Source organism: Nonlabens ulvanivorans, assembly GCF_032922765.1.
In the GTDB taxonomy this organism is placed as follows: Bacteria; Bacteroidota; Bacteroidia; order Flavobacteriales; family Flavobacteriaceae; genus Nonlabens; species Nonlabens ulvanivorans.
Window position 1 is genome coordinate 2,296,992 of sequence record NZ_CP136694.1, and the last position, 22,154, is coordinate 2,319,145.

General features: G+C 36.8%; 15 protein-coding genes, 1 tRNA gene and 1 pseudogene. 5 read left to right on the forward strand and 12 right to left on the reverse strand.

The features are described from left to right. Positions 1-10 precede the first annotated feature (10 nt). From R1T42_RS10405 to R1T42_RS10430, 6 genes and pseudogenes are all read right to left on the reverse strand, one after another. On the reverse strand, positions 11-1,384 hold the full coding sequence (locus R1T42_RS10405; protein ID WP_317290286.1) for a quinol:cytochrome C oxidoreductase: 1,374 nt from the start codon (positions 1,382-1,384) through the stop codon (positions 11-13). Positions 1,385-1,405: 21 nt separating this feature from the next. Further along, positions 1,406-2,140: a c-type cytochrome gene (locus R1T42_RS10410; RefSeq protein WP_317290287.1), complete on the reverse strand. Its 735-nt coding sequence runs from the start codon at positions 2,138-2,140 to the stop codon at positions 1,406-1,408. Continuing rightward, positions 2,140-2,673, reverse strand: coding sequence for a DUF3341 domain-containing protein (locus R1T42_RS10415; protein WP_317290288.1), 534 nt, complete (start codon positions 2,671-2,673; stop codon positions 2,140-2,142). Before R1T42_RS10415 ends, R1T42_RS10410 begins: the two co-directional genes overlap by 1 nt. A gap of 50 nt (positions 2,674-2,723) precedes the next feature. Further along, positions 2,724-4,118 (reverse strand): annotated as a pseudogene (gene nrfD, locus R1T42_RS10420) (NrfD/PsrC family molybdoenzyme membrane anchor subunit); the annotation flags it as partial. Positions 4,119-4,145: 27 nt separating this feature from the next. Continuing rightward, the gene (locus R1T42_RS10425) at positions 4,146-7,217 is read right to left on the reverse strand and encodes a TAT-variant-translocated molybdopterin oxidoreductase (RefSeq protein ID WP_317290289.1); all 3,072 of its coding nucleotides are present in this window, start codon (positions 7,215-7,217) and stop codon (positions 4,146-4,148) included. Positions 7,218-7,238: 21 nt separating this feature from the next. After that, positions 7,239-8,582, reverse strand: a complete 1,344-nt coding sequence (locus R1T42_RS10430; protein ID WP_042247441.1) for a c-type cytochrome — start codon at positions 8,580-8,582, stop codon at positions 7,239-7,241. Positions 8,583-8,766: 184 nt separating this feature from the next. On the opposite strand from R1T42_RS10430, the gene R1T42_RS10435 reads away from it, so the two are divergent. Beyond that, the gene (locus tag R1T42_RS10435) at positions 8,767-9,141 is read left to right on the forward strand and encodes an SPOR domain-containing protein (protein ID WP_036583890.1); all 375 of its coding nucleotides are present in this window, start codon (positions 8,767-8,769) and stop codon (positions 9,139-9,141) included. A gap of 73 nt (positions 9,142-9,214) precedes the next feature. On the opposite strand, the gene infB is transcribed toward R1T42_RS10435, so the two are convergent. Genes infB through rimP form a run of 3 tightly spaced genes read right to left on the reverse strand, consistent with a single transcriptional unit; the run spans position 9,215 to position 13,800 of the window. Continuing rightward, positions 9,215-12,061 carry a translation initiation factor IF-2 gene (gene infB, locus R1T42_RS10440; RefSeq protein ID WP_317290290.1) on the reverse strand — a complete coding sequence of 949 codons (2,847 nt, stop codon included), beginning with the start codon at positions 12,059-12,061 and terminating at the stop codon, positions 9,215-9,217. A 29-nt stretch (positions 12,062-12,090) separates the two neighbouring features. Continuing rightward, positions 12,091-13,323 (reverse strand): transcription termination factor NusA, encoded by a 1,233-nt coding sequence (gene nusA, locus R1T42_RS10445; RefSeq protein WP_036583886.1) that lies wholly within the window; start codon positions 13,321-13,323, stop codon positions 12,091-12,093. Between the two features lie 9 nt (positions 13,324-13,332). Further along, complete coding sequence (gene rimP / locus R1T42_RS10450; RefSeq protein WP_042247192.1) at positions 13,333-13,800, reverse strand: ribosome assembly cofactor RimP; 468 nt, start codon at positions 13,798-13,800, stop codon at positions 13,333-13,335. Between the two features lie 145 nt (positions 13,801-13,945). On the opposite strand from rimP, the gene R1T42_RS10455 reads away from it, so the two are divergent. After that, positions 13,946-14,767 carry a universal stress protein gene (locus tag R1T42_RS10455; protein WP_036583881.1) on the forward strand — a complete coding sequence of 274 codons (822 nt, stop codon included), beginning with the start codon at positions 13,946-13,948 and terminating at the stop codon, positions 14,765-14,767. A 131-nt stretch (positions 14,768-14,898) separates the two neighbouring features. On the opposite strand, the gene R1T42_RS10460 is transcribed toward R1T42_RS10455, so the two are convergent. Continuing rightward, a tRNA-Gln gene (locus R1T42_RS10460) sits at positions 14,899-14,969 on the reverse strand. Positions 14,970-15,168: 199 nt separating this feature from the next. Here R1T42_RS10460 and R1T42_RS10465 point away from each other — a divergent pair. Both R1T42_RS10465 and R1T42_RS10470 read left to right on the forward strand, forming a co-directional pair. Further along, the gene (locus R1T42_RS10465; RefSeq protein WP_317290291.1) at positions 15,169-18,513 is read left to right on the forward strand and encodes a DUF2723 domain-containing protein; all 3,345 of its coding nucleotides are present in this window, start codon (positions 15,169-15,171) and stop codon (positions 18,511-18,513) included. Beyond that, complete coding sequence (locus tag R1T42_RS10470; RefSeq protein WP_317290292.1) at positions 18,514-19,152, forward strand: polysaccharide deacetylase family protein; 639 nt, start codon at positions 18,514-18,516, stop codon at positions 19,150-19,152. Here R1T42_RS10470 and R1T42_RS10475 read toward each other — a convergent pair. Further along, a complete protein-coding gene (locus R1T42_RS10475; protein ID WP_036583873.1) occupies positions 19,127-19,423 on the reverse strand; it encodes a thioredoxin family protein in 297 nt (98 codons plus the stop codon). The two genes, R1T42_RS10470 and R1T42_RS10475, sit on opposite strands and share 26 nt — an antisense overlap. Before the next feature lie 81 nt (positions 19,424-19,504). After that, a complete protein-coding gene (locus tag R1T42_RS10480; RefSeq protein WP_317290293.1) occupies positions 19,505-20,755 on the reverse strand; it encodes a metallophosphoesterase in 1,251 nt (416 codons plus the stop codon). Between the two features lie 127 nt (positions 20,756-20,882). Here R1T42_RS10480 and R1T42_RS10485 point away from each other — a divergent pair, with 127 nt between their 5' ends. Further along, complete coding sequence (locus R1T42_RS10485) at positions 20,883-22,151, forward strand: MFS transporter (RefSeq protein ID WP_317290294.1); 1,269 nt, start codon at positions 20,883-20,885, stop codon at positions 22,149-22,151. Positions 22,152-22,154 lie beyond the last annotated feature (3 nt).

Below are 22,154 nucleotides of genomic sequence, written 5' to 3' on the forward strand. Positions count from 1 at the left end.
CTATAATTAATTAATAGTGAAAATGTTTACTTTCTCCAATAAATGGATCTCCTTTTGCAAGTAACGGAGCTTTTGAAATAGTGTTGAATATTACTAACAAGAAAATACCTGCAAATAACATAAACGAGCCTATTTCAGGCATACCGATAAACCAAGATTCACCTACAGTAGCCGGCATAACCATTACATAAATATCTAAATAGTGACCTAGTAAGATAAAGATTCCTGCAGTTACAACAAACCAATTCACACGTTTAAAGTCAGAATTCATAAGAATTAATAACGGGAATAAGAAGTTAATCGCAACCATACCAAAGAATAATATATTGTAGTCTTCTATTCTTGTAATAAAGTAAGTTACCTCTTCTGGGATATTAGAATACCAAATCAACATAAATTGAGAGAACCATAAGTAGGTCCAAAATATACTAATACCAAACATGAATTTAGCTAAATCATGAATATGTGAATCATTGATAAATTCTAAATGACCTCTGGATTTTAAGTAAATAGTTACCAATGCGATCACTGTAATACCACTAACGAACATACTAGCGAATACATACCATCCAAATAATGTTGAGAACCAGTGAGGATCAAAACTCATGATCCAGTCCCAAGACATAATAGATTCCGTAACAATGAAGAAAACTAGAAACATAGCAGAATGCTTGAATCCTTTTTTGTACCATACATTTCCTTCTGGCTCTTCATCTTGTTTAAGCGAGAACTTACGGATATTCCATCTGTATAAGTTCCATCCTACTAAAAATGCACCAGCTCTAATTAACCAAAAAGGGACATTTAGGAATCCTGTTTTACCTGCAACTAAAGCATCATAATTTTCATGACCTACTTCTGCCACACCGGGATTCATCCAAGTAAAAATATGATTAGCACCTAAACCAGTGGCAAGAAGTAATACAAACATTAATATACCACCAACTAGTAAATAGCTGCTGATACCCTCCATAACTCTGAATAAACCAGGAGACCATCCTGCTTGCGCAACTTTCTGAATTGCGTAAAAAGCAGTACAACCTAATGCAATCATAAAAAAGAAAAAGCAAGCAACATATAGTGCTGACCAAGGCTTGTTTGCTAATTGATGATACAAGTGCTCTACGTGATCAGACTCGTGACCAGATGCATGTTCATCACCACGAGCATTGGAAGCGTGTGCATCATCATGAGCATCATGTGAAACCACTTGATGAGTATCTGTAGAACCATGACCATCGCCATGTGAAGCATCGTTTGCTAACATTTCTCTTACTGCATCCTCAGAAGCAGGCGCACTTAAAAACCCACCTACGGTAAGTAATGCCCCTAATCCAATAAGGACAAATGCGAAAATTTTTAATTTACTTGAAACTTTGTACATATAATAAAATTTCGTGGTCGATTACTCGCCTTCAGTTGATGAATGATTTTCTACTTGACTACCGTGGTCGTCTTCATGAGCGTCCTCACCGTGCATTTCAACACCATGATCATCGACTGCATGATTTCCTAGTTGAGATTCCATTTCCAATTCATCTTGAACTGAAACAAAACCCTTAGCGTCTTGACCTTTTAAGTCTCTAGTTAGTGCATCAACATGATGAGCTATTTGCCATCTTTCTTCAATAGAAGTTTGAGAAGCATAAGAACCCATATAGTTAATCCCCCAATACATTACATGATAAATAGAACCTTGAGAAATATCACGATCTGCATAAGAAGGTACACCTAGTATCTTTTCAGTCTTAACTAAGTGACCTTGACCATCACCTTTAGTACCATGACATATTGCACAATATATATTGTACAATTCCTGACCAGAAGCAAGATTTTCTTCTGTATATGGCAACGGGTTTTTTAATTCTGCTTTCGCAGAAGCGTAACCTTCATTACTGTTTGCATATTCATAAGGTAACCAACCTCTATTAACTGTTCCTTCTACAGGAAGTTGAGCCTCAACATTCCCGTCAAATATGTCTCCTTCTTGATAGGTTTCATAACCTACCGATTCATACATATTAGGGAAGTATTGTACACTTCTGTCTGACTTAGCATCTACTGCATTACTATCTCCACCACATGAAATAATCATCAGTGAAGCAAAGGCGTAAATGAACGTTTGAAAATATCTATTCATTAGTGTGCGTCTTTGTCAATTATTTTTATTTCTACAGCACCAGTGTCATGTAAAAAATTACTCATTTCTTCAATATCTTTTCCAGTAGCATCAATCTCCATCAAAAAATGATCATCAGTTGTACGTACATCTGGATTCTCAGCAGATTTAAACGGCCATAATCTACTTCTAAGATAGAAAGTGATAACCATTAAGTGAGCCGCAAAAAATACCGTCAACTCAAACATGATAGGCACAAATGCCGGCATATTTTCTAAATAAGAAAAACTAGGCTTACCTCCAATGTTTTGTGGCCAGTCCTGAATCATTATATAATTCATCATAACGGTAGCCACTGTAAGACCAACGAGACCATAAAGGAATGCATTGATGGCTAAACGAGTATCTGCAATACCCATTGCTTTTTCTAGTCCGTGCACAGGAAAAGGAGTAAAAACCTCTTCAATGTGATAATGCTTTTCTCTGACTTGTTTTACTGCACCGAGTAAAACATCATCATCAGTATAAAGAGCGTGTATAGTTTTATCTGACATAATTACTACTTTGAAGGATGAGCAATAGGGTCACCAGATGCGGTGTCCCATTCAACATTAGTTCCTTTTTGTTCTCTTAATTTCTTATACTTACTTCCACTAGCTTTAAGAATTGACTTAACCTCTGCTTGTGCTATTACAGGGAACGTTCTTGAATAAAGTAAGAACAAAACAAAGAAAAATCCTATTGTACCAATAAAAATTCCTATGTCAACAAAAGTTGGAGAGAACATTGTCCATGATGATGGAAGATAATCTCTGTGAAGAGATGTAACTATAATCACAAAACGCTCAAACCACATCCCGATATTTACTACAATAGAGATTACAAAAGAGAACATAATACTTGTTCTTAATTTCTTGAACCACATGAATTGAGGTGAAAACACATTACAAGTCATCATCGCCCAATATGCCCATGCATATGGTCCAGTTGCCCTATTTAAAAATGCATATTGTTCATACTCTACACCAGAATACCAAGCTACAAAAAGCTCTGTGATATATGCAACACCAACAATAGAACCCGTAATCATAATTACGATATTCATTAATTCAATGTGCTGAATAGTAATATAGTTTTCTAAGCTTACCACTTTTCTCATTACGATAAGAAGCGTATTTACCATAGCAAATCCAGAGAAAACTGCACCTGCAACGAAGTAAGGCGGAAATATAGTAGTGTGCCATCCAGGGATAACTGAGGTTGCAAAGTCAAAAGATACAATCGTGTGAACCGAAAGTACTAACGGTGTTGCTAATCCAGCAAGAACGAGAGATACCTCTTCAAAACGTTGCCAATCTTTAGCTCTACCTGACCAACCAAAGGAAAGTATACCATATATTTTTTTGTTAAAAGGAGTAATTGCTCTATCTCGTATCATCGCAAAATCAGGAAGTAAACCTGTCCACCAGAATACTAAAGAAACTGAAAGATATGTGGAAATCGCAAATACATCCCAAAGTAGAGGTGAATTAAAGTTAACCCATAAAGAACCAAACTGATTAGGAATAGGCAATACCCAATAGGCTAACCATGGACGTCCCATGTGAATAATTGGAAATAAACCTGCTTGTATTACCGAGAAAATAGTCATCGCCTCTGCAGAACGGTTAATGGCCATCCTCCACTTTTGACGGAAAAGCAGAAGAACCGCAGAAATCAACGTTCCAGCATGACCAATACCAACCCACCATACAAAGTTGGTGATGTCCCATGCCCATCCAATTGTCTTGTTAAGACCCCAAACACCTATACCGGTGGAGATCGTATAAATAATGCATCCTATTCCATAAAGAAAAGCTACAAGAGCGATTGTAAAGACAATCCACCATTGTTTGTTAGCAGCACCTTCTACAGGTGCAGCAATATCTCTTGTTACGTCTGAGTAAGACTTATCTCCTGTAACTAGAGCTCTTCTTATGGGCGCTTCGTAATGAGCCATAATGTATCGATTAGTTTTCCTTAATTATTATGCGTTTCTTACTTTAACTTGATATATCACGTTAGGTTCAGTTCCAACTTCCTCTAATAAATGATACATACGGTCACTATTTTTAAGTTTAGTGATTTCAGATTCTTTATCGTTGATATCACCAAATTTAATTGCTCCGTTTGAACAAGCATTTGAACATGCCGTAGCAAATTCTCCATCTTTGATCATACGTCCATCTTTCTTAGCTTCAAGAATTGTCATTTGTGTCATTTGCATACACATAGAACATTTCTCCATAACACCGCGAGATCTCACCGTAACATCAGGATTGATTACCATGCGACCTAAGTCATTATTCATATGATAATCAAACTCATCATTTCCATTATATAAGAACCAGTTGAAACGACGTACCTTATATGGACAGTTATTTGCACAGTAACGAGTACCTACACAACGGTTATAAGCCATATGATTCTGACCTTGACGGCCATGTGAAGAAGCTGCCACAGGACATACAGTTTCACAAGGTGCGTGATTACAATGCTGACACATCACTGGCTGAAATGCCACTTGTGGATTATCTGCTGGATTTTCTAACTCACCAAAACCACCTAAAGATCCATTATCTCCAAATAAGCCTTCGAATCCATCTTTCTTGTCTTCATCTGATTCAAAACTATCTGTAGAAGAATAATATCTATCAATACGCAACCAGTGCATATCACGTGATTTTCTAACTTCTTGCTTACCTACAACTGGCACATTATTCTCTGCATGACATGCAATAACACAAGCACCACAACCTGTACAAGCATTAAGATCTATAGACATATTAAAATGATGACCCGTTGAACGATCAAAACTAGTCCATAAATCTACATCTGGTGAAGTTACCGGAGTCTCAATATGATTAAGAGAAACTTCTGGCATCGGATTAAACTCGTGTTTATCACCGTTTATATATGTAACTAAATCAGTCTCGCGTATGATATCGCGACCCATCATTGTATTTTGTAATTGAGTACATGCAAACTCATGTTCTCCACCAACATTCTCTACAGTAACAACCTGGATTGAAGAACCATTCTTAAAGAATGGATATGCGTTTACACCAGTCTGCATTTCATCTTGTATAGAAGCTGTCTTACCGTATCCTAAAGCAATACCGATAGTTCCTTGAGCTTGTCCTGGCTGGATTAATGCCGGTAACTTACGTTCAACGCCATTCATTTTAACCACAACATAACTACCGTTCAAACCACCGTTTGCTACATTCTCATTTTCAACACCTAATTGTTCTGCATCGATTTGCGAAATAGTAACATAATTATCCCACGTAGTACGAGTAATAGGATCTGGAAGCTCTTGTAACCATGGGTTATTAGCTTGCGCACCATCACCTAAACCAGTTTTAGTATATAATATCAATTCAAAACCAGAAGGCTTTTTAGAATTCACTAACTGAGAAAGCGCGTTATTATCTGAAACCGAAGCGACAAACTCTGATGCGTTTTCATCAACCTGTAAGCCGACATTAGATGTAAAGAAACCGTCCTGCAAGGCTTGAGACCAACTAGCACCGCTACTTTTAGAATATAGCTTTAAGTAATCCTTATAAGATTGATCGCTACCAGACCATTTCAATAAAGTATCTTGTAATTGGCGAGTATCAAATATAGGACGAATGGTAGGCTGTGCTAAAGAAACAATTCCCTTCTTTATCTCTGTATCTCCCCATGACTCAAGATAATGAGGTGTTGTAGCTACATAATCACATTTCTGCGCTGTTGAATCTTCACGAGAGGCAAATGAAACCGTTAAGGCAACTTTTTCCATCGCTTTGGCGAAAGCATCACTATTATCATAACTATAGATAGGATCGACACCAGCCACAAATAACGCACCAACTGAACCAGATTGCATTTCTTTAACCAACTGATCCACCGCTAAACGATTCCCTTGACGAGTCATTATAGGAGCAGCAGTATCTACTATAGAACTATTTAATTTTTCATTGATAGCAAGAACTAATTGCTGCGCTGCTTGATCAGGAAGACCACATAACACAACGGCTTTACTACCAGCTTTTGAAAGCTTTTGAGCTGTTTGCTCAACCACTTTAGCAACCTTATCACTCAAAGAGACATTAGCCGCACCACCAACTAACTTACTATACAAAGCAGCAAGAATATGCTTTTGCTCTGTAGGAGTTACTGGATAACGTAAATCTGCATTGGCACCAGAAAGAGTCATGTTAGACTCAAACTGAACATGATGCGACATACTTTTATTAGATGGCACTCTTGATGCAGAATAACCCTTATCAAACCCACCACCTAGCCAGTTACCTACAAAATCAGCACCTATCGAAACAATAGTCTCAGCATCAGTGAAATCATAATCAGCAAGACCACGAACGCCATATTTAGCCTCAAAAGCATTTAACGCACCATCTTCACCTACGGTATCGTAAGTAACGTGACGAACATTAGAATACTTCGACTTAAGCATCTCTATAATAGCCATTGTGGAAGGACTAGCAAAAGTTTGAGTCAATACTGCAAGTGTTTCGCCATTTAACTCATTAAGCTTTTGAGCGACTTCTTTATCTAAAGCTTCCCATGTAGACTCAGCACCTTTTACAAGAGGTGTCTTTAAACGATTATTATCATATAAAGATAAAACAGAGGCATGAACACGTGCATTTGCATGACCACGATATTTTGCATCTTTATTACTCTCTATCTTAATAGGACGACCTTCACGCGTTTTCACTAATATACTAGCAAAATCATAACCATCTGCGATAGTTGTTGCATAGTAATTAGCCATTCCAGGAATAATTTGCTCTGGTTGGTTTACGTAAGGCACAGAATAAATTACTGGTCCTTCACATGCAGCCAATGAAGCTGCAGCGGTACTAAAACCAACATACTTTAAGAAATCACGACGTGTAGTTGAAGACTCCTCCATCACTTCGTCATTCCCTAAAAACTCTTCGGTAGGAATAGGTGCTGCAAATTCGTTTTGCTCAAGATTCTTTACAATCTCATTGCTGTCATCGAGCTGCGCTGTACTTTTCCAATATTTCTTAGTAGTAGCCATATATCTCTCTAAAACTATTTATTAATAGTGGCATTTACCACATTCAAGACCACCTAAATCTGCAATAGTAAGTTGTTTACCACCACGTTGCTTAGACAACTCTTCATGAATTTTTTCGTAGTACCCATTATTCGCTAGATCTACATTAGTTTCTCTGTGACAGTTAATACACCAACCCATCGTTAAAGGTGAGTATTGATACATAACTTCCATTTCCTCTACAGGACCATGACATTGCTGACAAGCTATATTTCCTGCAGTAACATGCTGCGCATGGTTGAAATACGCTAAGTCTGGCAAATTATGAATACGAACCCATCTTACCGGCTGCGTTTCACCCGTAAATGCTTGCTCATCTGAATCCCATCCAGTAGCTGCATATAGCTTTTGAATCTCTTTATTATAATCGACCCCATATTCATTTATACCTTCTTGGTAAGTTGCATCTGCAACTTCACCTACAGACTTATGACAATTCATACAAACATTCAATGAAGGAATACCTGAATGCTTAGACTCTCTCGCACTAGAGTGACAATACTTACACTCTATTTGATTAGTCCCAGCATGTATTCTATGCGAATAATGTATAGGTTGCACCGGAGCATAACCTTGATCCACACCAACTGACATTAAAGCACCATAAGCAAAATATGCACTTGCTAACAATAAGAACACTGCGCTTACCAATACCAAGAATTGATTCTCAGCAAAAGCCTTCCAAATAGGACGACGCACTTCTTTTTCTTCTTCAAAGTCAGTTTGAATACCATTAGCATCTGCAAACCTCTTTAATGTACTGTTTACAACAAAAAGCAAAGCAACTAATAGTACTAATATGAGCGCCAGCGCTGCCAGAACGATACTATTTAAAGAGTTATCTGTGGCACCAGTAGCTTGATCACCACCTACAGCTCCCGCAACCGCAGCAGCCGGCACAGGCTTAGGTGTATCAGTATACGCAAGAATATTATCAATGTCTGTATTCGATAATTGCGGAAAAGCATTCATCGCAGTCTGATTATACTCATTATAAACCGCTACCGCTTGCGCATCACCACTAGCAATTAAAGCAGCTGAATTTGTAATCCAACTATACAACCACTCACGATCATATTTTTGAGATACCTCATGTAACGCTGGCCCAACCGCTTTTTTGTAAAGTTTGTGACAAGACGCACAGTTTGCTTTAAATAAAGCCTCTCCTGCAGCTGCATTCCCAGATCCGGATGCTTCAACAGGTGCCGCTGGCTCACCATCATTTGTGGCTGCATCCTGACCGTAAACGCTTAATGTTGAAAACGTTACAAAAACAGACGCAAGTATAAATTGCCAAGCGGAAAAATGTAATTTCCTTTTTATCATGTCTTTTACTGAATATTGCAATAAATTTGGCACAATAATTACGGTATTTTACCGTATCGTAAATGCTGCCGCAAAAATAAGGTATAAAGTCTATAATTTTGCAGCAGTTAAATTGAACAAAATAATTTATAATAATTCTAAATAAACTCGCTTTCGCGAAAGCGGAATAACAAAATCCATTGATATGCATAAGCACCTGAATTCAAGAATAGTAGTAACCGTAGCAATATTAATGTTGAGCTCCATAGCGCTTGCTCAACATTCAAATCAAGTTGAAGAAACCAAAATAGAAAGCCTTATTTCTAAAAAAATATCTATGGATAAGGAAGGAAAATTCAAAGATCGCTACACCATTCAGTTGTTTTATGGAGAAATAGAAGGGGCTAAAAAAATAGAAGCAAAATACAAAGCAAGCCCAATGACATGGGAATCAAACCTAGAATATGAAGCACCCAATTTTAAATTATGGGTAGGTAGCTACAGAAACAAATTAGAAGCGGAAAGAGCGTTAATTGAAATTAAGAAAGAATTTCCTAACGCATTTATACTAAAGCCATAATTTAAATATCTCTTAAAAATCAAAAAGGCGATTTCGTTAGAAATCGCCTTTTTTTATGAATAAAATCGAAAGATTATTTCAACTTTTTCTTTACCTCTACTTCACGGAAACATTCTATAATATCTCCTTCCTGAAGGTCGTTGTAGTTTTTAATTTGCATACCACATTCATATCCTTTTGCAACCTCCTTAACATCATCTTTAAACCTCTTTAAAGCAGAAAGCTCACCAGTGTAGACAACAACACTATCACGTATCAATCTTACACCACTATTACGATATATCTTACCATCAGTAACCATACAACCAGCAATAGTACCTACTTTAGATATTTTAAATGTTGCTCTAATCACTGCATTACCAGTAATCTCTTCTTTAAGCTCCGGAGAAAGCATTCCCTCCATAGCATCTTTAAGATCATTAATAGCATCATATATGATTGAGTACATGCGGATATCAACTTCTTCCTGCTCTGCAACAGATCTTGCATTACCTTGAGGACGTACATTAAATCCGATAATGATTGCATCAGAAGCAGAAGCTAGAAGCACATCACTTTCTGTAATTGCTCCAACCGCTTTATGTATAATATTAACTTGGATCTCCTCAGTAGACAACTTCTGGAATGAATCTGTTAATGCTTCAACAGAACCATCAACATCTCCTTTCAGTATTAAGTTCAATTCTTTAAAGTCACCTAATGCAATACGACGACCAATCTCATCAAGAGAAAGAGTTTTTTGCGTTCTAACAGATTGCTCACGCTGTAGTTGAGTACGTTTTGAAGCAATATCTTTCGCTTCTTTTTCATCCTCAAACACATGGAACTTGTCACCTGCAGTAGGTGCGCCATCTAAACCTAATATTGAAACTGGTGTAGAAGGACCAGCTACATCAACGTTATTACCACGCTCATCTTGCATCGCCTTAACCTTACCATGATTACGACCTGCAAGTACGTAATCACCTATCCTCAAAGTTCCTGCTTGCACTAACACGGTAGAAACATAACCACGACCTTTATCTAAGAACGCCTCTACGACAGTTCCGACAGCAGGTTTGTCTGGATTAGCTTTAAGATCTAACAATTCAGCTTCTAGCAATACTTTTTCTAATAACTCTTCAACACCTTGACCAGTTTTTGCAGAGATATCATGAGATTGGATTTTACCACCCCAATCTTCTACAAGCAAATTCATTTGAGCAAGTGCTTCTTTAATTTTTTCTGGATTGGCCGCTTCTCTATCTACTTTGTTTATTGCAAAGATAATAGGCACACCAGCTGCTTGTGCGTGACTAATTGCTTCTTTAGTTTGAGGCATCACATCATCATCTGCTGCAATTACAATAATAGCAAGGTCAGTAACTTGCGCACCACGAGCTCTCATCGCTGTAAATGCTTCGTGACCTGGTGTATCTAAGAATGCGATCTTTTGACCGTTCTTTAATTGAACACCATAAGCACCTATATGCTGTGTTATACCACCACTTTCACCTGCAATAACATTTTCTTCACGGATATAATCCAATAAAGACGTTTTACCGTGATCAACGTGACCCATAACTGTTACAATAGGAGCTCGAGTAGTTAAGTCTTCTTCACTATCCTCAACTTCAGTTATGCTCTCTTCAATATCTGCGTTAACAAACTCAACATCATAACCAAATTCTTCTGCAACAATAGAAATAGTTTCTGCATCAAGTCTTTGATTCATTGTCACCATCATACCTAATGACATACAAGCTCCGATCACTTGGTTAACAGCAACATCCATCATGGTAGATATATCACTTACTGTTACAAACTCTGTAACTTGTAAGATTTTCTCTTCTGAATCAGCTTGTTCTTGAGCTTCAACCTTTTCACGGTGAGAATCTCTTTTATCACGACGATATCTAGCCGCTTTAGACTTAGAGGACTTTCCTTGAAGCTTTTCAAGAGTCTCTCTTACCTGCTTTTGGATTTCTTCTTCTGTAGGCTCAGCCTTAACTATAGGAGTGCGCTTTTGAGCAGGACCACGTCTATTACCACCTGAGCGATTTCCTCCAGAACCAGATGAGCCCGGAGATTTTGTTATCCTCTTACGCTTGCGCTTGTTAGGATCCTCCTTTTTCTTAGGCTTTTTAAATTGAGATAAGTCAATCGTTTTACCTGTAACTTTTAAACCACCAAGTTTCTGATACTCGGTTTTAATCTTTTCAGGCTCTTGATTTACTTCGGGAGCCTTAGCTTCAGAAGTCTTATTTTCAGTAGATTTAGTTACTGAAGTTTTTTCAACAGACTCCTTCTTTGCATCAGGCTTTTTATCTACTTTAGGCTTATCAACTTTGGATTCCACCTTAGGCGATTTCTCAACTTTAGGCTTTTGTGAAGCTACATCTTTCTTCTTAGAAACAGGTCTCTTCTTAGGTTCAAGATCTATTTTACCTTTCACCTTCGTCTCTTGCACCTTTGGACGGTTAGAAACAATTTTAGGAGAAGAATCTTCAACTACTTCAGTTGGAGCTGGCTCAACTTTCTTTTCGACTGGTTTTTGAGGCTCTTCTTTCTTTTCGACAGGTTTTGCATCAGCGCCACCAGATAAATCAACTTTACCTACTTGCTTAGGACCGTCAAGAGTGGCTTTGGCTTTAATAACTTCTTGCCTTTTTTGCTTCTCTTCCTGCTCTTTCTCACGCTGCTCGCGCAACTCTTCCTGTTCTTTGCGACGCTCTTTACCAACTTCTTTAGAAGCTACCTTCTTACTCTTGTCAGTTTGAAACTCATCTGCAAGAGCCTTGTATACATCTGCATCGATTTTTGTAGTCGGTCTAGCTTCAATCTCAATTCCTTGAGCAGCTAAATGTTCTACAGCACGATCCAGAGATATATTAAATTCTCTTAGCACCTTATTGAGTCTCATGTTCTTTACTTCGGCCATAAATGGTTATGGGTTGACTTTTATTTTATCTAATCTTCAAATTCTGATTTAAGGATATTCACAACCGCAATGACTGTTTCCTCCTCTAAATCTGTACGCTTTACTAAATCAGTAACATCTTGTTCTAAGATACTTTTTGCCGTATCTAATCCAATTTTACTAAATTCCTGAATGATCCAAGGCTCGATTTCATCGCTAAACTCAGCCAGCTCAACATCTTCCTCGGCACCATCTCTAATAACATCAATATCATAGCCGGTTAATTTACCAGCTAATCTAATATTATGACCTCTTCTACCAATTGCCTTTGAAACCTCTTCAGGGTTCAATCTTACTTCAGCTTTTTTAGTCTCTTCATTTATTTCCATAGAAATAATTTTTGCAGGACTTAAAGCTCTAGCAATATACAACTGAGTATTTGAAGTATAATTAATAACATCAATATTTTCATTCCCTAGCTCTCTAACAATACCATGTATACGAGAACCCTTCACTCCTACACAAGCTCCAACAGGATCAATACGATCATCATAGCTATCTACTGCTACTTTTGCTTTCTCACCTGGTTCACGAACAACTGCTTTAACAGTAATTAAACCATCGAAAACTTCTGGGATTTCTTGTTCAAAAAGCTTTTCTAAAAACTTAGGAGAAGTTCGAGAAAGTATAATATTAGGCTTATTACCTCTCAACTCAACACTCTCGATAATACCTCTAACATTCTCTCCTTTTCTAAAGAAGTCAGAACCAATCTGACGATCTTTAGGCATAATGATTTCATTTCCTTCATCATCCAACAAAATGATTGCTCTATGTCGAATGTGATGAACCTCTGCACTATACAATTCTCCTTCAAGCTCTTTAAAGTGCTTATAGATATTTGTATTATCATGCTCATGAATCTTAGCTATCAGATTTTGTCTTAATGCTAGAATTGCACGTCTACCCAACTGAATTAGCTTTACCTCTTCAGCTACATCTTCACCAACTTCATAATCTGGCTCAATTTTACGAGCTGCCGTTAATTCAATTTCTGAATTATCATCTTCAACTTCACCATCAGCGACCACAACACGGTTACGCCAGATCTCTAAATCTCCTTTATCTGGATTAATAATAATATCAAAGTTATCGTCATCGCCGTACTTTCTTTTGAGAGCACTTCTAAAAACATCTTCTAAGATCGCCATCAACGTGACACGATCTATCATTTTATCATCTTTAAACTCAGAAAAAGACTCGATCAATGCGAGATTTTCCATATTCACTTATTAATTAAATGTTATAATCACTTTTGCTTGTTTAATGTCGTCATATTTGATCGACCACTCTTTTTCAACCGTTACTTTTCCTTTCCCAATCGGTTTAGGTTCTCTCGCCTTCCACTGAATTGCAATACCTTCATCATCTGCAGATACCAGCTCACCAGTTTCTTTCTTTTTCTCCCTATCAATAACCTCTAACTGCCTACCTACATTTCTTTTAAATTGTCTAGGCAATGTAAGCGGCGCACTTGCACCAGCACTAGCTACTTCTAGAGAAAAATCAACCTCATCTCTATCTAGGTTGTGTTCCACCGCACGCGATATAAAAATACAATCAGCAACAGTCACACCTTCATCACCATCTATAATAACTTTAATGTCATTACCTCCATCTATTGTCATCTCCATAAGGAACAAATCTGGTCGCTCCTCAAAGGCATCATCGAGTAAATCTTGTACGGTATCTTTCAGCATATTTTATAAAAAGAGGGGACATCTGTCCCCTCATATTGTTTAAATACTTTGCAAATATACGACTTTTTTAGGCTTTTGCAAGCGATATTTCACACTGTCAGCTTGAAACAGAATTACTTATCTTTATAGCCCTAAATCCAACTCTATGAAAAAAATAATCGTACCTACTGATTTTTCAGAACAAGCAGACAATGCTTTGCGTGTTGCGGCAGATATAGCTCGTGAAAACAATGGTGAGATTTTCTTATTACACCAATTAGACCTTCCTTTACATCTGGCTAATAATGCCAGCTCAAATTTACCGGAAGCTGTTTTTTTTATGAAATTAGCCAAAGAAAAGTTTGACAACTTACTAAAAGCAGATTATTTAAACGACGTCACCATACATGGTGATGTTGAAACTGGCGCAGCCTTCAGCGGTATCATGGATACTGTAAAAAGACATAATGCAGACTTAATTGTAATGGGTAGCCATGGAGCTAGCGGCATGAAAAATATTTTCATAGGTTCAAATGCAGAAAAAGTAGTGCGCAATTCAGAAATACCAGTACTTGTTATTAAGGACCGTAAAAAAAGACTAGATGTTAATGAATTTGTTTTTGCAACAGATTTAGATCCAGAATCTAGTAACGCGCTTAAAGAGGCAGCTGCATTTGCAAAAGGCACTGGATGCAAATTACACTTGCTCTATGTAAATACTCCGTCAAATTTTTTAAATACTCAAAAAGCAGAACAAAAAGTAAAGGAATACCTAAAAGACATTAATGTCGAACCTACTGATTACACTATTTACAATGATTTCTCCATTGAAGAAGGTGTTTTTAACTTCACTAAAGATATTAAAGGAGACTTAATAGGTATGGCAACGCATGGAAGACGCGGTATATCGCATTTCTTTAATGGCAGCGTTAGTGAAGATATTGTAAACCACTCATCCTTACCTGTTGTTACCTTTAGGATCAAATAGTTATTAATGATATCGCTTTCGCGAAAGCATAAAATAAAAAAGCACCTCGATATTTTTGAGGTGCTTTTTTATATATACAGTTATTATAAAAGCAAAAAATCCTAACTCAATTAAGAATCAGGATTTAAAAGTTGTCCCACAAGGACTCGAACCTTGAATGACGGTACCAAAAACCGGAGTGTTACCATTACACCATGGGACAAATTCGGATGCAAATTTAAAACAAATAAGTTTTTGAGCAAATAGAATTCGATTTTTTTCTCAATTAATATCATTTTTTTCAAATTGACACGTTGAATAAATATTTCACATCTCTCTAACTCAATTATAACTGAGTAAGTTGAGTTACATCATGTAGGTTAGATATATTAATATTATTTTCGCCTTAGCTAAAAAATACTATGAAATTGAATTACAATCAACTTAACAAAATAGCTGGCTGGGTCGTATTTGCGATCGCCTTAATCACCTACTGGCTTACTGTTGAACCTACCGTAAGTTTTTGGGACGCAGGTGAATACATAGCCACTTCATCTGGACTTCAAGTAGGACATCCACCAGGAGCACCTCTTTATCAAATGCTAGGTGCGTTTTTCTCCATGTTTGCTTTAGATAAAAGTCAAATCGCATATATGGTTAACATGATGTCTGTTTTCTCCAGTGCGTTTACAATCTTATTCATGTTTTGGTCTCTAACGCTTTTATTAAAAAGACATGTCTTAAGAGAGGCTAGTAATGATTTTATGATTTTAGGAGCGGCAGCTATAGGTAGTCTTGCTTATACTTTTTCCGATAGTTTTTGGTTTAATGCTGTTGAGGCAGAGGTTTATGCTCCTGCTGCCCTATTAATGAGCGCATTATTTTACATGGGGTTATTGTGGGAACGAGATATGTTTTTACCTCGAGGTAATAAATGGCTAGTACTAATATCCTTTACGGTAGGTCTATCATTCGGCGTTCACTTTATGGGAATACTTACGATTCCGGCTATTGGAATGCTTTGGTATTTTAAGCATTATAAGAAAATTACACCTTTGAACTTTGTTATCGCAAATATTTCAGTCGTTGCTGTATTACTTTTTGTTTTCAAATTACTACTACCATATACGCTGTCTATTTTTGGATACATGGAAGTATTTTTTGTTAATGATATAGGATTACCTTTTAACTCTGGTTCTATTATAATGTTAATCCTAGTGATTGCATTGTTTGTTTTCTTGATTCGATTTTCGCGTAAGCGTAATAAACCTTTATTAAACACTATCACACTATGTGTCATGTTTGTACTAATAGGGTTTTCTTCATGGACTATGTTGCCTATACGAGCTAATGCTGGGACTCCTATCAACGAAAACAACCCAAATGATGCCCGTGCACTATTAGCTTATTATAATCGTGAGCAATATCCAGCACCAGCTTTATTTTATGGAGAAGCATTCACAGATATCTATGCAGGATTAGATCCTGAAACCCCATATCTAGACGAAAAACCTAAGTATGAAAAAGATCATAAACTAGGAAAGTATGTAATCGTAAATAATTATAAGAATTCTTTACAAAACACACACGATGACCATAAAGGTTTATTCCCAAGAATGACGGACCCATCTAGAGCGACTAATTATATAGACTTTATGGGTGGTTTAAATTACTATGTTAAGCCAGAATATGCGTCTAGTATGGAATTGCAAACTGTTCTCGCAGATTACAAACGCAATTATGAAAATGGTCGTATAAGTGCACAGGAATATGTAGATTTTCTAGTAGAATTAAGAGAAGCTGTTGTTATTGAAAAACCTGATGGGCTAGACAACGCTTCTTACTTTTTGAACTATCAAGTACAATATATGTACATGAGATACTTTATGTGGAATTTCACTGGTAGACAGAATGACATTCAAGGAGAAGGAGATCCTTTTAACGGTAACTGGATTAGCGGAATACCTTTTATAGATGAATGGCATCTAGGAACTCAAGACAACCTCTCTGAGGACATGCTCAATAATAAAGGTCGAAACACCTATTTCTTTTTACCGCTAATATTAGGTCTCATAGGTATGATTTTTCATGCTAAAAAAGATTTGAAGTCATTTTATGTGACGCTGGTACTTTTCTTATTTACAGGGCTAGCAATTATAGTCTACCTTAATCAAAGTATGTATCAGGTTCGTGAACGTGATTATGCTTATGTGGGTTCTTTCTTAGTATTTGCCATGTGGATAGGTATGGGCGTTTATGCTATTTATGAAGGTATTAAAGATTCTATATCTGTAAAAACAGCAAGAATTCTATCTCTTACCGTTTGTTTTGCAGCGGTTCCATTATTAATGGCATTTCAAAACTGGGATGATCATGATCGATCTGGAAAATATTCAGCTTTAACTAGTGCAAAAAAATACTTAGACAGCTGTTTACCTGATGCATTAATCTTTACGATAGGTGATAATGACACTTTCCCATTATGGTATTTACAGGAAGTAGAAGGTTATCGAACAGATGTGAGAGTAGTTTGTACATCATTACTTGCTACAGATTGGTACATGGACGACATGAAGAAGAAAGCGTGGGATAGTGATCCAGTACCTTCTACATTAACACATGATAAGTACACCTATGGTACCAGAGATGCCTTATGGTTTGCAGATAAAGAGCGTGTATTGCAGCGTACCGGTGGAAAAAGTTCTTTACCTGACACCTTGGACCTTAAAGACTGGATGGAATGGGTGGCAAGTGATAAGAAAATTACTCAAGAACAAATGCGTAACGATCATTGGGAACATACTTTCCCTACAAAATTCATACGCATACCTGTAAATAAAGAAGCGGTTCTTAAAAATGGCGTTGTACCTCAACGAGACGCTGATAAGATAGTTGATGAAATTGTCATTGAAATTAATAGCAGCTTAGTTTATAAGAACAGAATGTTTATGTTAGATATTATCAATGCCAACAACTGGGAACGCCCTATCTACTTTTCTGGTGGAGCATTTGGCGATGATGACTACATATGGATGAAAGACTATCTACAATTAGACGGCTGCGCATTCAGATTATTACCTATTAAGACTGAGCCAGAAAATAGACGTGATCCATTTGATATGGGACGTGTAGATCCCGACCATGGTTATGAGATCCTTAAAAAATGGGATTGGGGAAATAGCGGTAATCCAGATATATATTATGATGTAGAAACCAGACGTCATAGTGTAGGTTATCGTAGTAATGTAACCCGAGTTGCAGAAGCACTTACTAAAGCTGGTGATTATAAAAGGGCAGAAGAGATTCTAGATTTAGGTATGGAGAAAATGCCTTTAGACCTTTATGGGCATTATTCAATGATAGAACCTTTTGTAAATGGATATTATGAGGTAGGCCAGATTGATAAAGCACAAGATCTTTTAGATCGTGTAATTTTAAAATATCAAGAAGAAATTGATTTCTATAAAGCTCTTGATATTGATGAACGTAGGGCAAGTTACTCTGATATCATCGCTGCAGTAGAACGTTACAGAAGTCTAGTGGAATCTGCTATTTTTTATGAAGACGATAAAATGGTTCAAAAACACAAAGATGTTTTCAATCAATATGTTCTAGAATTCACTCAATTCTATAGTCCCGAAGAAACCATAGGTGGAACGAGTAGAGAAGAAATTCCGACGAGTGAATTGGATAATATTTTTCAAGAAGCGACAGATAATACAGTCACTGAAGATATGATAGAAACAAATCCTCAAGACACACCATAAATGCATTGGTATCCTGATATAATAAAAGACTGGTTTTCTGGTCTGTTTTCAGGATACCTATGGCATGGTTCCCGTACTGATAAGGTTGTTTACATCACCTTTGATGATGGTCCACATCCTGTTGTAACACCATATGTATTACAAGAATTAGAGCGGTACGATTTTAAGGCTACTTTCTTTTGTATAGGTGATTGTGTTCAACGTCATACTGATATTTACGACCTTTTACCTATTAAAGGTCACGCGGTAGGCAATCATACTTTTCATCATCTAAATAGTTGGAAAACCACAACCACCAGCTATCTAGAAGATGTTGATTTAGCAAATTCTGTTATAAATTCTCAATTATTCCGTCCACCCTATGGAAGAATCACTTCCAGTATTGCAAAGAGCTTAAGGGTTCAAGGTTATAAAATAGTGTTATGGGATGTTTTATCAGGTGATTTTGATATAAACCGCAGCGCTACATCATGTTTAAAAAACCTTGAGAAGAATACTAGAAACGGTAGCATTATCGTGTTTCACGATAGCGAAAAAGCCTTTGAAAAATTAAAAGTAATTTTACCTAAATATTTTAGATTTCTAGAATCTGAAGGCTATAAAACAGCCATTATTAAACATACTGCTTCAACAAAGTAATCAGGGAATTAGAATCCTGGACACCACTTTGCCTCCATTTCATCTCTCCATTTCTGTAAATAATAAGAGTAGGTAATCCCTTTATACGCAAGGCATCACTTAATTCTGGATTTTTATCTACATTAATTTTAATAACCTTTGCATTGTCACCTATCGCGGCTGCAACATCTCTTAAAACTTCATGCATGCCCACAGAATCCTCATTCCATTCTGTAAAGAAGTTGAGTAAAACTGGCACATCGGCACTTATAAGTTCCCCAAATTTTGACATAATCAACTAGTTAGCTTATCAAATGTACGTAAAAAGCATTATAGAATCACTAATGTATTCTTAACAAGCTCTCAACGAGTATTAGTTTATAATATTCTTTGATTTTTTTAAGGTTATCACAGTAATCTCTGGCCAGATCCCAGCTCTTCCCGAATAGCCCAGAAATCCAAAACCACGATTGACATTTATAAACCTACCAAACTCTTTATAAATACCAGCCCACCTTTTATAAACAAACCACGCAGGACTTAATTTTATAAAACCAGGAATCTCGATTCCAAATTGCATTCCATGAGTGTGACCACTTAGAGTTAAGTGATAATTTAAATCATTATGCCTCACATCATCTTCCCAGTGTGAAGGATCATGACTCAATAAAATTTTAAAATCGTTCTCAGTTAAACCTACTGAGGCTTTATTTAAATCACCATATTTTGGAAAACGCCCATTCCCAATATTTTCAACACCGACGACATTCAGTAAATCATTACCTCGCTTTATTGCAATATTTTCATCTCGCAATAATCGCCAGCCCATCTGCTTTTGTATACTATATAACTTTTCCATGTTTGCTTTCTTTAAAGCAATCACCTCTTCTCTAGTTCCTTCCCAACCATAATAATCTCCATAATCATGATTCCCTAAAACAGAATAAACACCGTCGCTTGCGCTCAACTTTCCAAAAACGTTTTCCCATCCATGCATTTCTGTGCTTATATTATTGACCAGATCTCCAGTAAAAAAAATAGCATCACTGCCTTGTTTATTAACTAAGTCTATCGCATACTCGACTTCTTCCCTATCGTCAAAACTCCCAACATGTATATCACTAATCTGTGTCACTTTATACCCATCAAAAGCCTCTGGCAAATCATTAAAACTCAATTCATACTCACGCACTTGATAATTATATTTCCCTTTCCATGCTCCGTAAAGAATTGCTCCAAATGGTAAGGCTGCTAATCCCAACCCTACTTTTGAAATAAACGCTCTTCTACTAGGTAAAAAGGATTGATCTGGAGTTTGCTTTCGCGAAAGCGAGTAATAAACACCTTCAAAAAACCTAAAAATATCCTCTCCTAACATAACAAGCACAAAGATGAATTGCGCTGCTAAAAATGCTAAAAACAAGGTGATGGCAAGGTCTCTTGCCCCAGAAACAACACCGCGATTAGGATTCAAATAGAACTGTAGAAATACATTTCCTATAACTAAAACTGTAATTCCTAGATAAACCCATTTCCACCAATGACCGCGAGATAAGGTCCTAATCAGTTGGAAAGAATAAATTTCAAGTAAAATTACTATGGCAAAAAATATAATAAAACGCATCGTGCGAATCTATTGCATAAATCAGCATCAAAATGTTGGTAGATTGTTAAACTAAACTTGATCCTATGGCAAACAAGTATCTTGCGCAACCATTAAAACTCTTACCAAATAATAATCTATTCACAATATGACTAAAAACGATCCGTACGCAGCATTGCGTTTTAAAGAATTCAACATTTTTTTAATGATGCGCTTTTTACTAGTATTTGGTTGGTCCATGCAATTTATTGTGATTGAATGGCAGGTATATGAGTTAACTAATGATGCATTATCGATGGGAATCTTAGGGTTAATGGAATTTATACCAGCTTTTTGTATGGCATTATTTGCTGGTCACATTGTGGATCAGAGAGAAAAACGCAATTTACTTGCACTTTGTATAGGCGCATTTTCGTTAATTAGCTTGGGGTTATTTTTACTTACCTGGCCTACAATTGTAGAAAACTGGTCTACAAATAGGATTTTGTATTGCATATATGCTCTAGTATTTTTCGGTGGTATTTTAAGGTCTTTCTTTGGCCCTATTCTTTTTTCATTAATCGCTTTACTCGTTCCTAAAAAAGCATATCCTAATGCGGCAACTTGGAGCAGTTCTGCCTGGCAAATTGCATCAGTTGCAGGACTCGCTTTTTCAGGGTTTGCGATTAGTTGGTTCGGTGTACACTGGTCATTATGCATTGTTTTTAGCATGGTTTCTCTCGCTTTTATTACCGTATTCTTTATTTCCAAAAAGCCTATTCATAACACAAAAATTAACGAACCTATTTTACAAAGTTTAAAAGAAGGTTTAGGATTTGTATTTAAGACCAAAGCGATTTTAGGAGCATTAACACTAGACATGATTTCTGTATTATTTGGTGGTGCGGTAATGTTACTACCCATCTTTGCCAAAGAAATTTTAGATGTCGGTAGTGAAGGATTTGGCATCTTACGCGCCGCGCCATCCGTAGGTGCGATTCTGACCATGATAGCTACAGCTTACATTCCTATTAGTAAAAATGCTGGAATGAAATTACTCATGGCAGTTTTTGGTTTTGGAATTTGTATTATTGTTTTCGGGCTTTCTACATCGTTCTGGATTTCTGTTATAGCTCTATTTTTCAGTGGAGTTACAGATGGTGTTTCTATGGTCATACGTCAGACCATTTTACAACTTAAAACCCCAGATCATATGCGTGGTCGTGTAGCTTCTGTAAACTCTATGTTTGTAGGATCTTCTAACGAATTGGGCGGTTTTGAAAGTGGTGTCACAGCAAAATTAATGGGAACCGTAACAGCCGTTGTTTTTGGTGGCACTATGACATTAATAACCGTGATTACTACCGCATTGATCTCTCCTACTTTTAGACAGTTGGATTTGAGAAAGGATTTTGAAGAGAATACAGTTACGGATTGAAAA

Bases quoted from the DNA above. Each gene is read 5' to 3' on its own strand.
- R1T42_RS10405 (WP_317290286.1), bottom strand. From the start codon at position 1,384: ATGTACAAAGTTTCAAGTAAATTAAAAATTTTCGCATTTGTCCTTATT.
- R1T42_RS10410 (WP_317290287.1), bottom strand. From the start codon at position 2,140: ATGAATAGATATTTTCAAACGTTCATTTACGCCTTTGCTTCACTGATG.
- R1T42_RS10415 (WP_317290288.1), bottom strand. From the start codon at position 2,673: ATGTCAGATAAAACTATACACGCTCTTTATACTGATGATGATGTTTTA.
- R1T42_RS10425 (WP_317290289.1), bottom strand. From the start codon at position 7,217: ATGGCTACTACTAAGAAATATTGGAAAAGTACAGCGCAGCTCGATGAC.
- R1T42_RS10430 (WP_042247441.1), bottom strand. From the start codon at position 8,582: ATGATAAAAAGGAAATTACATTTTTCCGCTTGGCAATTTATACTTGCG.
- R1T42_RS10435 (WP_036583890.1), top strand. From the start codon at position 8,767: ATGCATAAGCACCTGAATTCAAGAATAGTAGTAACCGTAGCAATATTA.
- infB (WP_317290290.1), bottom strand. From the start codon at position 12,061: ATGGCCGAAGTAAAGAACATGAGACTCAATAAGGTGCTAAGAGAATTT.
- nusA (WP_036583886.1), bottom strand. From the start codon at position 13,323: ATGGAAAATCTCGCATTGATCGAGTCTTTTTCTGAGTTTAAAGATGAT.
- rimP (WP_042247192.1), bottom strand. From the start codon at position 13,800: ATGCTGAAAGATACCGTACAAGATTTACTCGATGATGCCTTTGAGGAG.
- R1T42_RS10455 (WP_036583881.1), top strand. From the start codon at position 13,946: ATGAAAAAAATAATCGTACCTACTGATTTTTCAGAACAAGCAGACAAT.
- R1T42_RS10465 (WP_317290291.1), top strand. From the start codon at position 15,169: ATGAAATTGAATTACAATCAACTTAACAAAATAGCTGGCTGGGTCGTA.
- R1T42_RS10470 (WP_317290292.1), top strand. From the start codon at position 18,514: ATGCATTGGTATCCTGATATAATAAAAGACTGGTTTTCTGGTCTGTTT.
- R1T42_RS10475 (WP_036583873.1), bottom strand. From the start codon at position 19,423: ATGTCAAAATTTGGGGAACTTATAAGTGCCGATGTGCCAGTTTTACTC.
- R1T42_RS10480 (WP_317290293.1), bottom strand. From the start codon at position 20,755: ATGCGTTTTATTATATTTTTTGCCATAGTAATTTTACTTGAAATTTAT.
- R1T42_RS10485 (WP_317290294.1), top strand. From the start codon at position 20,883: ATGACTAAAAACGATCCGTACGCAGCATTGCGTTTTAAAGAATTCAAC.